6 protein-coding genes are annotated in these 7,276 nt (G+C 72.6%); 4 read left to right on the top strand and 2 right to left on the bottom strand.

The features are described from left to right. On the top strand, positions 1 to 597 hold a 597-nt coding region (locus tag KBX53_RS16345), incomplete at its 5' end, for an ATP-dependent helicase C-terminal domain-containing protein (RefSeq protein ID WP_305797954.1). 8 nt (positions 598 to 605) lie between these two features. Here KBX53_RS16345 and KBX53_RS16350 read toward each other — a convergent pair. Continuing rightward, positions 606 to 1,331, bottom strand: a complete 726-nt coding sequence (locus KBX53_RS16350; protein ID WP_030335040.1) for a PP2C family serine/threonine-protein phosphatase — start codon at positions 1,329 to 1,331, stop codon at positions 606 to 608. Positions 1,332 to 1,604: 273 nt separating this feature from the next. On the opposite strand from KBX53_RS16350, the gene KBX53_RS16355 reads away from it, so the two are divergent. Next, a complete protein-coding gene (locus KBX53_RS16355) occupies positions 1,605 to 4,214 on the top strand; it encodes a glycoside hydrolase family 9 protein (protein ID WP_210860166.1) in 2,610 nt (869 codons plus the stop codon). A gap of 65 nt (positions 4,215 to 4,279) precedes the next feature. Here KBX53_RS16355 and KBX53_RS16360 read toward each other — a convergent pair whose 3' ends face one another. Next, the gene (locus tag KBX53_RS16360) at positions 4,280 to 4,936 is read right to left on the bottom strand and encodes an HAD family hydrolase (RefSeq protein WP_210860168.1); all 657 of its coding nucleotides are present in this window, start codon (positions 4,934 to 4,936) and stop codon (positions 4,280 to 4,282) included. A gap of 242 nt (positions 4,937 to 5,178) precedes the next feature. On the opposite strand from KBX53_RS16360, the gene KBX53_RS16365 reads away from it, so the two are divergent. Both KBX53_RS16365 and KBX53_RS16370 read left to right on the top strand, forming a co-directional pair. Beyond that, the gene (locus KBX53_RS16365) at positions 5,179 to 6,093 is read left to right on the top strand and encodes a hypothetical protein (RefSeq protein ID WP_210860170.1); all 915 of its coding nucleotides are present in this window, start codon (positions 5,179 to 5,181) and stop codon (positions 6,091 to 6,093) included. Positions 6,094 to 6,275: 182 nt separating this feature from the next. Next, positions 6,276 to 7,276, top strand: a 1,001-nt coding sequence (locus tag KBX53_RS16370) for a DUF222 domain-containing protein (RefSeq protein WP_210860172.1), incomplete at its 3' end; no start/stop codon positions are given.

Raw genomic sequence — 7,276 nt, forward strand, 5'->3', positions numbered from 1 at the left:
CTGCTCGCCGGCCTACGTCAGGACGGCCTCGGGCTGCTGCAGTGGACGCCGGCGGCGCGGGCGCTGCGGGAGCGGCTCGCGTTCCTGCGGCACCACCTGGGTGATCCGTGGCCGGAGGTCGACGACACCTCGCTGCTCGACGCCGCGCCGAGCTGGCTGGGCCCGGAGCTGGCCGCCGCGCGACGCCGGGCCGACCTGGCCCGGGTGGACGTGCCGTCGGCGCTGCGCCGGCTGCTGCCCTGGGCGCAGGCCGCCCGCCTGGACGAGCTGGCCCCGGAGCGGATCGACGTCCCCAGCGGCTCCCGGATCCGGCTGGACTACGGCGACCCGGCCGCGCCGGTGCTCGCCGTGAAACTGCAGGAGACGTTCGGCTGGCCGGCGGCCCCCCGCATCGCCGACGGTCGGGTGCCGGTGCTGCTGCACCTGCTCTCCCCCGCCGGCCGGCCGGTGGCGGTCACCGCCGATCTGGCGTCGTTCTGGCGCACCGGCTACCCGCAGGTCCGCTCGGAGCTGCGCGGGCGCTATCCCCGGCACCCGTGGCCGGAGGACCCGGCCACGGCGACGCCCACCCGGCACGCCACGCCACGTCGACGCTGAGCGCCGGCCTACTCCTCGACCACGTCGGCCACCACGACGGTGACGTTGTCCGGCGCGCCGGCGTGCAGGGCCAGGTCGATCAGTTTGCTGGCGCAGGCGCCCCGGTCCGGATAGCCGCCGAGCACCTCGGTGAGGGTGTCCGGGCGGACCACGTTGGAGAGGCCGTCGCTGCACAACAGCCACCGGTCGCCGGCCCGGGGCACCATCGTCGCGTACGACGGGGAGACCTCGTCACCCTGCAGGGCCTGGGTGACCACGGCGCGGCGCGGGTGGCTGCTGGCCTGGTCGGCGGTGATCACACCCTGGTCCACCAGCATCTGGACGAACGTGTCGTCCCGGGTCACCTGCTTGAGCACGCCCTCACGGAACAGGTAGGCGCGGGAGTCGCCGACGTGCGCGAGGGCCAGGCAGCTGCCGGTACGGGCGAAGAGCAGGGCGGTCAGCGTGGTGCCCATGCCCTGGCGCTCAGGATCCTCGGCGACCGCCTGCCGGATCCGGGAGGTGGCCAGCGCGATGCCGCCTTCCAGCGCGGCCACCAGGGCGTCCTCGGGTGTCTCGACGTCCAGCGGGGCGACCGCGTCGATGGTGAGGGCGCTGGCCAGGTCGCCGGCGGCCATCCCGCCCATGCCGTCGGCGACGGCGACGAGCCAGGTGCCGGCGTGCAGGGCGTCCTGGTTTCCGCTGCGGATCAGCCCACGGTCGCTCGTTCCTACGGAACGCAGCTTCAGGGTCATGGGAGGCAGCCTGCCAGGCGAAGGGCGCAGTTGTCTCTAGGAGATCAGGACGACGGCGCGTGGCGCGGCCAATCTCACGTTCGGGTGGCGGCGCGTCGCGGAGCACCCGCCGGGGTGACCGCCCTCGTCGCACGCCGGAACCCATCCAATCAGATCAATTGACATGAGGTACCGACGCTGGAAACATCGAGCCGACAACTGGGAGCGCTCCCAGAATTCGTCGCCCCACAGTGCCACCACCACGTCCCACTTCCCGTCCCGGAAGGACTCCCCGTGACGCCATCCCGACGCCGCCTCCTGTTGGCTGCGGCGACCACTCTGGCCCTCACCGGCGCGGGCGCCGGCGCGGCCCACGCCGACCCACCACCGGACGCCCCCGAGCAGATCGACAACGGCGACTTCAGCGCCGGGGTGAGCCCCTGGTTCTCCTTCGGCACCGGCCCGCTGGCGGTCACCGACGGCCGGCTCTGCACCACCGTGGCGGGCGGGCTGGCCAACCCGTGGGACGCCGGCATCGGCCAGGACGGCGTACCGCTGATCGCCGGCGCCGAATACACCCTCGGCTTCGATGTCTCCGCCACCCCCGGCGCCGCGGTCAAGGCCGTGTTGCAGCTCGGCAGCGCCCCCTACACCACGTACGCGGCGGTGGACGCCACGGCGACCGGCACCGCCCAGCGGGTCGAGCAGACCTTCACCGTCCCGGACACCAACCCCAACGCCCAACTGATCTTCCAGGTCGGCGGTGCCGCCCAGGCGCAGACCATCTGCCTGGACGACGTCTCGCTGCGCGGCGGCGAGCCGCCCGAGCCGTACGTGCCGGACACCGGGCCACGGGTGCGCGTCAACCAGGTCGGCTACCTGCCTGGCGGCCCGAAGAACGCCACAGTCGTCACCGAGGCCACCGAAGCGCTGCCCTGGCAGCTGCGCAGCGCCGCCGGCGCCGTCGTGGCCAGTGGCACCACCACCGCTCGCGGTGTCGACGCCGCCTCCGGGCAGAACGTGCACACCGTCGACTTCTCCAACTACCGCACCCCGGGCACCGGGCTCACGCTCACCGTGGACGGCGAGACCAGCCACCCGTTCGACGTCTCCGGCGCCCTCTACGACCAGCTGCGCTCCGACTCGTTGCAGTTCTTCTACGCCCAGCGCAGCGGCATCGCCATCGACGGCGACCTGATCGGCGACGAGTACGCCCGACCCGCCGGCCACCTCGGCGTCGCACCCAACCAGGGCGACACCAACGTGCCCTGCCAGCCGGGGGTCTGCGACTACTCGCTGGACGTGCGTGGCGGCTGGTACGACGCCGGCGACCACGGCAAGTACGTGGTCAACGGCGGCATCGCCACCTACCAGCTGTTGAACACCTTCGAGCGGACCAAGACGGCGGCCACCGCCAACGGCGGCGCCGAACTCGCCGACGGCACGCTGCGGGTGCCCGAGCGCGACAACGGGGTGCCGGACATCCTCGACGAGGCCCGCTGGGAGCTGGAGTTCCTGCTGCGCATGCAGGTGCCCGCCGGCAAGCCGCTCGCCGGCATGGTCCACCACAAGATCCACGACCAGAACTGGACCGGGCTGCCGCTCGCCCCGCAGGACGACCCGCAGCCGCGCGAGCTGCACGCACCGTCGACGGCGGCAACCCTCAACCTCGCCGCCACCGCCGCCCAGTGCGCCCGGCTCTTCGCCCCGTACGACGCGACCTTCGCGGCCCGCTGCGACACCGCCGCGAAGACGGCCTACGCCGCCGCCAAGGCCCACCCCGCGGTGTACGCCAGCCCGACCGACGGCACCGGCGGCGGCGCGTACGACGACAGCAACGTCACCGACGAGTTCTACTGGGCGGCGGCCGAGCTGTATCTGACCACCGGCGCGCAGACCTACCTGGCCGACCTGACCGCCTCACCGCACCACACCGGCAACGTGTTCGACCCGCGGGGCTTCGGCTGGCAGAGCGTCGCCGCGCTGGGCCGCCTCGACCTGGCCACCGTGCCGAACGGGCTGCCCGCCGCCGATCTGGCCCGGGTCCGCGCGTCGGTCACGGCCGCGGCCGACACGTACCTGGCCGAGCTGCGCCGCCAGGCGTACGGGCTGCCGATGCCCGGTGACGCCAACAGCTACTTCTGGGGCGGCAACAGCAACGTCATCAACAACGCCGTGGTGCTGGCCACCGCGTTCGACCTGACCCGCAACGCCGCCTACCGCGACGGTGCCGTGCAGGCGATGGACTACATCCTCGGTCGCAACGCCCTGAACATCTCCTACGTCACCGGGTGGGGCGAGCACGCCGCGGAGAACCAGCACAGTCGGATCTTCGGCCACCAGCTCGACCCGAGCCTGCCCCGACCGCCGGCCGGTTCCCTCGCCGGTGGCCCGAACGCGGCCCTCCAGGACCCGTTCGTGGCGCAGTTGCTGGCTGGCTGTGAGCCGATGTTCTGCTACGTCGACGACATCAACTCGTACTCGACCAACGAGGTGGCGATCAACTGGAACTCGGCGCTGACCTGGATCGCCTCGTTCCTGGCCGACCAGGGTGACGCCGGCGCGGTACCGGCCACCACCTGCTCGGTGGCGTACACGAACTACGGCGCCTGGCAGGGCGGCACCGGGTTCACCGCCCAGCTGACCATCCGCAACACCGGGTCCACCGCCGTCAACGGCTGGAACGTGCGCTTCGCGTTCACCGGCAATCAGCGGGTCCGCGAGGCGTGGCTGGCGAAGGTCACCCAGTCCGGCGCGACGGTGACCGCGCGCAACGAGTCGCACAACGCCAAGATCGCGCCTGGCGGCTCGGTGATGTTCGGCTTCAATGCGACGACCAGCGGCGGCGCCAACCCGAGCCCTGGCCTGATCACCGTCAACGGCGCGGCCTGCTCGCTGACCTGATCCCCGTCCTGGTGGCCGCCCGGGGAAGGCGGCCACCAGGACGGCACGAACACGCGGTCGGCGGGTCAACCGCCGGCCGCGTTGTGCGTCGCGACGAGGCTCGGCAACTCGACAAGCGAGTCGATCCGGAACAGGCACCGCTCGGCCACCTCGGAGGGGTCGAGGATGTACCCCCACGGACCCCGCCGGATCAGGCACGCCTTCATGCCAACCTCCAGGGCCGGGCGGACGTCGTTGTCGGGTCGGTCCCCGACGTACAGGATCGACGACGCGACCCCGCCGCCCGCGTCGACAACCCGCTCGAAGAACGCCGGTGCCGGCTTCGCCACGCCCCACCGGTGCGACGTGCCGATCACGTCCACGGGAAGGTCGAGATCGCGCAGGGTCGCCTCCGCGTGAGCCGGCTGGTTGCCGGCCAGGCCGACAAACAGGCCCTGGTCCTTCAAGGACGTCAGGCACTCACGCGCGTCCGGGTACAGGTCCTCCTCGGCGAACGACTCCGGCCGGCCGGCGGCCTCCCGACGGGCCAGCTCGGTGGTGAGATCGAAGTCGGGCCGGAAGACCCGGAACACCTCCTGATAGTCCAGACCCCTGGCGATCACCGTGCCGAAGACCGCCGAGAACGTGTGTCGGGGCACGCCGAGCCAGTCGGCCCAGTCGGCGAACTCGCGGGACTCGTCGAGAATGGTGCCGCCCACATCGAAGAAGACCGTGCTGATCATGTTTGTCCCCGTTCCTCGTCGCGGTCGCTGAGGCGCGGCCGCTGTCGCTGTCGGTCGCCGCTGTCGCTGTCGTGTCGCCGCCGCCGCTGTCGTGTCGCCGCGGTGTCGCTGGAGCCTAGGTGGGGTTGCCGGCAGTCGGCGTCCCTCCCGGCAACGCTGTCGAGCTGATGACGTGGACGAATTACTGGCACCGGCGGCAAAAGCGGTGGAGCGGTAGTGCCGCGTCAGCCAAGGTGAGGCCCATGGATGGCGACGATCTGGCCGGCGCGGAGCGTCGGGTGTGGACGGCGATGCCGACGGGGACGCGGGCCGCTCTGGCCGGGCTGTCCGGGGCAGACCTACGTACTCTTCTGCTGGGTGTGGCCCGCGACCGGGCGGCGACCGTACGTCCGCCCGAGGTGGTACGCCGCTGGCGCGAGGACCGCTTCGTCCGTCCGGCCCGTGCCGACCCGCGCCTGCTCGCTCAGGTGGAGGCCCGGATGTGGCAGCTGCTGCCCGCCGACGTGGCCGGGGTGGAGCTGTCGCCGGTCGTACCGGTCGGCACCTGCTCGGTCGTCGCACCGGTCAGCCAGAACAGGATCCTCACCACGATGCGCGCCAGCGAGGTGCTGAGCGATCCCACCAACGCCCTCGCCGTTGAGGCAGCCGTGCGTCGCCGTCGGCAGGACGAGGTGCACCTGGCCGCCGCCCACCGGGTGCTGCGGGCCCAGGATTTCGGCAGCGACGCGTCGGCACATTTCCGGCTCTTCGCCCTCGTGTCCAGCGCCCGGGACACCGGCGCCGGCGGCACCGAGGCCCGGCTGCTGGTCCGGCACCTCACCTACTGGCGGACCGTCCTCGCCGAGCTGGCCCCGGCGGCCGTCCCGCAGTTGCACGTCACCCACTTCGACGACCAGGCCGTCCGGGAACGGCTGGCCGACACCGTCCGACCGGCGCTCGCCGGGGGTGCGGTGCCGCTCGTGGACGAGCCGGAGCGCACCCGTGGTCGTGGCTACTACACCGGGTGCGCCCTACGGATCAGCCTCCTCGGTGGCGACCTGGAGATCGGTGATGGTGGCCTCACCGACTGGACCGCCCGGCTGACCGGCGACGCGAAGGAACGCTGCCTCGTCTCCTGCCTCGCCACCGAGCGCCTCGCCGACCACGTGGCCCGCTGACAGGCTTGCGCGATGCTCGAATTCTCCGGCCGACCTCCGCACTCCGAACTGGCCGCTTGGTCGACCGACACCGTTCCGGTCGGCGCGGGTAGGTCTGGGCTGGGTCGAGCTGGGCCTTGGAGTTGGGGAGTAGCAGGGTGCGGTCGGGCTAAACTGTCGTACACCTGTTCTATTTTCGGTCCATGGTGGAGGAGTTGGCGCAGGCGGAGGCGGCGGTCGCCGACTGCCTCGGCGCCCCGGTGTGGGCTCTTCCGGAGCAGGACCTCGTCGCGGCGCTCGACGCCGCGCACCGGCTCGCGCAGCGCCTGGCGGCCGTGCAACTGGTCCTGGTGCGCGAGCTCGACGGTCGTGGCACGGTCAGGACGCAGGGCGCGTCATCGACGGCCGTGTGGTTGCGCGACCGGTTGCGGCTGAGCATTCCCGCCGCCCGCCGACTGGTCGATCTCGCCGGCGCGTTGGACGCCGGAACGTCCGGGGTGGGGGCTGCTCTGGCCAGCGGAGCCATCACCGTGGAGCAGGCCCGGGTCATCAGCGACACGGTCCGCACAGTGCACACGGCCGCCGGCGCCGAGGCGGCCGAGAAGGCGGTCGGCGTGCTTGTCGAGTGGGCCGGGCAGTTCGAGCCGGCGCTGCTGCGCAAGCTGGGCAGCAGAGTCCTCGACCATGTCGCCCCGGAGGTCGCCGACGCCGCGGCGCGGGCGGCACTCGACACCGAGGCGCGTCGAGCCGACCGGGACCGTCACGTCACGCTGTCCGAGCTGCGCGACGGCCGGCTACGGCTGTCCGGCAACCTAGATGCGGAGGCGGCCGGGCTGCTGCGCGCGGCGCTCGACCCACTGACCGCACCGTCCGGTCCGGACGACCCGCGTTCTCCAGGGCAACGCCGCCACGACGCGCTCGCCGACCTCTGTCGGCTCGCCCTGCGCACCGGTGAGCTACCCGAGCACGGCGGCGAGCCCGCCCAGATCGTCGTCACGACCAGCTTCGACGTGTTGACCCGGCAACTCGACGCCGGCACCCTCGACACCGGGCCACGGGTGACCCCGGAGGCGGTACGCCGTCTCGCCTGCGACGCGGCGATCCTGCCGGCCGTCCTCGACGGCAGCGGCCAGACGCTCGACGTGGGCAGGCAACGCAGACCGGTCACCGGCCCCCTGCGACGCGCCCTGGTCCTGCGCGACCG

It is taken from the genome of Micromonospora sp. M51, from assembly GCF_018070305.1.
Classification (GTDB): Bacteria; Actinomycetota; Actinomycetes; order Mycobacteriales; family Micromonosporaceae; genus Micromonospora; species Micromonospora parva.

Coding starts and splice junctions, on each gene's coding strand:
- KBX53_RS16360 (WP_210860168.1), bottom strand. CDS start 4,936: ATGATCAGCACGGTCTTCTTCGATGTGGGCGGCACCATTCTCGACGAG.
- KBX53_RS16350 (WP_030335040.1), bottom strand. CDS start 1,331: ATGACCCTGAAGCTGCGTTCCGTAGGAACGAGCGACCGTGGGCTGATC.
- KBX53_RS16365 (WP_210860170.1), top strand. CDS start 5,179: ATGGATGGCGACGATCTGGCCGGCGCGGAGCGTCGGGTGTGGACGGCG.